3 protein-coding genes and 1 pseudogene are annotated in these 1,885 nt (G+C 64.6%); 1 reads left to right on the top strand and 3 read right to left on the bottom strand.

Annotated features, from left to right (window positions below; all coding sequences use genetic code 11):
* A pseudogene (locus JCM25156_RS15280) lies at positions 1-185 on the bottom strand (3-phosphoshikimate 1-carboxyvinyltransferase); the annotation flags it as partial.
* A 177-nt stretch (positions 186-362) separates the two neighbouring features.
* Here JCM25156_RS15280 and JCM25156_RS15275 point away from each other — a divergent pair.
* A complete protein-coding gene (locus JCM25156_RS15275; RefSeq protein ID WP_025813767.1) occupies positions 363-701 on the top strand; it encodes a TIGR02300 family protein in 339 nt (112 codons plus the stop codon).
* A 37-nt stretch (positions 702-738) separates the two neighbouring features.
* On the opposite strand, the gene folB is transcribed toward JCM25156_RS15275, so the two are convergent.
* Both folB and JCM25156_RS15265 read right to left on the bottom strand, forming a co-directional pair.
* Positions 739-1,140: a dihydroneopterin aldolase gene (gene folB, locus JCM25156_RS15270; protein ID WP_025813766.1), complete on the bottom strand. Its 402-nt coding sequence runs from the start codon at positions 1,138-1,140 to the stop codon at positions 739-741.
* A 24-nt stretch (positions 1,141-1,164) separates the two neighbouring features.
* Positions 1,165-1,885, bottom strand: a 721-nt coding sequence (locus tag JCM25156_RS15265) for an SDR family oxidoreductase (RefSeq protein WP_025813764.1), incomplete at its 5' end; no start/stop codon positions are given.

The following is a 1,885-nucleotide window of genomic DNA, read 5'->3' as shown; positions in this document are numbered from 1 at the left end:
CGCAGCACGTCCTCGCCCTCCAGCAGGCCCGTGATCCGCGTGGTGCCGCGGGCAAGGGCCGCGAACATCAGGGAACGGTGGCTGATCGACTTGTCACCCGGCACGAGAATCGAACCGGACAGGGGCGCGCGCGGGGCATGAACCGTCAGCGCGCGGGCGGAGGATTGGACATGATCGGTTTTCATAACGCATCCAATTCCGTATTCCGGGTGGCAAAGTCAATCTCGGATCGGCATGATTGTGGCACCGGCGCGAACCCGGCGTTTGACATTATACGCGCAAACTGGCATGGGGCTGCGCCTTTTGCCACGTCCCGCTATTGTGGCTTCATTCATCATCATAACAGGATCGACAGGTTCAAGATGGCTCAGCCCAACCTCGGCACCAAGCGTGTCTGTGTCTCCTGCAGCGCCCGTTTCTACGATCTCGACCGGAATCCGGCTGTCTGCCCGAAATGCGGCGCGGAACAGCCGGTGGAAGCGCCCCGCGTGCGCCGCCCGGTCGAAGCTGCCCCCGAATCCAAGCCCAAGACGAGTGAGGACGCGCTCGACAACGATGTCGATGTCGATCTGGACACGGATGAGGACGAGGACGCCGATGACGTCCTGCCCGATGACGCCGGTCTGGATGATGACGACGATGACGACATCAGCAGCGCCGATATCGACGTGAAAACCGACAAGGAAGATCACGACAACTGATTGCGTCTGGCCCGGACATTACGCCGGGCCGCCCGCATCAGGCGGCGGGATTGCGACGCTCGATCTCGACGCCCACCGATTCGGCATCGTCAAAGATGTCGAGTTTCTCGACGCGTACGCGCGTGACGCGAATCCGCCGTTCCGCCAGCACGGCGGCGGCGATTCGTTCGGCCAGCGTTTCCACCAGCCCGACATGCCCCTGCGCCACCAGTTCACGGACCAGCAATACGACCCGTTCGTAGGAGACCGTGCGCGCGAGTTCATCGGCCCCCACCGCCTGCGTCAGGTCATCGGGCACGCCGAACGCGACATTGACGCGGATGCGCTGTGTCACCCCCTGTTCATGCGCGAAGATGCCGATATTGGCATCCAGCACCATGTTGCGCACGAACAGGCAGCGTAACGGCACGGGGTCATTCCAGGGGGGCAGCATGAACATGGCGAATCCGGTGGTTTGAGGCATTCAGGCCGATGCGCCCGCGGGGCTCCACTGCATATGCTGGCCCCCATCAAGGGCGAGCATCTGGCCGGTGACCGAAGGCAGGCAGATCAGTGACAGCGCGGCGCGGGCGATTTCATCGGGTGTGGCGGCATGGCCCAGCGGCACCGACGCGCACTGCCGCGCGAACTGTTCCGCCGTCTGCCTGGGCGTGGGCAGGACCGGACCGGGACCGATCGCATTGACCCGGATGTTGCGCGGGGCGAGCGCCAGCGCCATGGTCCGTGTCAGGGTCCACAGCGCTGCCTTGGACACCGTGTAGCTGACAAAATGCGGGGTCAGTGACCACACCCGCTCATCAAGCATGTTCAGCACCATGCCGGACGCCCGTGGCGGAAGCTGATGGGCGAAATCCTGCATCAGCACGAAGGGCGCGCGGGTATTGGGCTCCATATGGGCATCCCACCCTGCGCGCGTGGCGCTGTCCCATTCATCACGCCAGAATACGCTGGCATTGTTCACCAGCACGCCCACCGGCCCCATCCGCTCCGTAACCGGGGGCATGAGGCCGCGCACCGCCTGTTCATGCGACAGATCGGCCTGAAACAGTTCCACCCGGCGGCCAAGGGCGCGGACTTCCGCCGCCGTTTCCGTCGCGACGGGGGCGGATTCGTTATAATGGAGGGCGATGTCAAAGCCCGCGCGAGCCAGTTCCAGCACGATCACCCGGCCCAGCCGCGCGGCC

It is taken from the genome of Komagataeibacter kakiaceti JCM 25156 (genome assembly GCF_000613305.1).
This window is presented reverse-complemented; position numbering and strand designations above follow the sequence as displayed.

Coding starts and splice junctions, on each gene's coding strand:
- JCM25156_RS15275 (WP_025813767.1), top strand. CDS start 363: ATGGCTCAGCCCAACCTCGGCACCAAGCGTGTCTGTGTCTCCTGCAGC.
- folB (WP_025813766.1), bottom strand. CDS start 1,140: ATGTTCATGCTGCCCCCCTGGAATGACCCCGTGCCGTTACGCTGCCTG.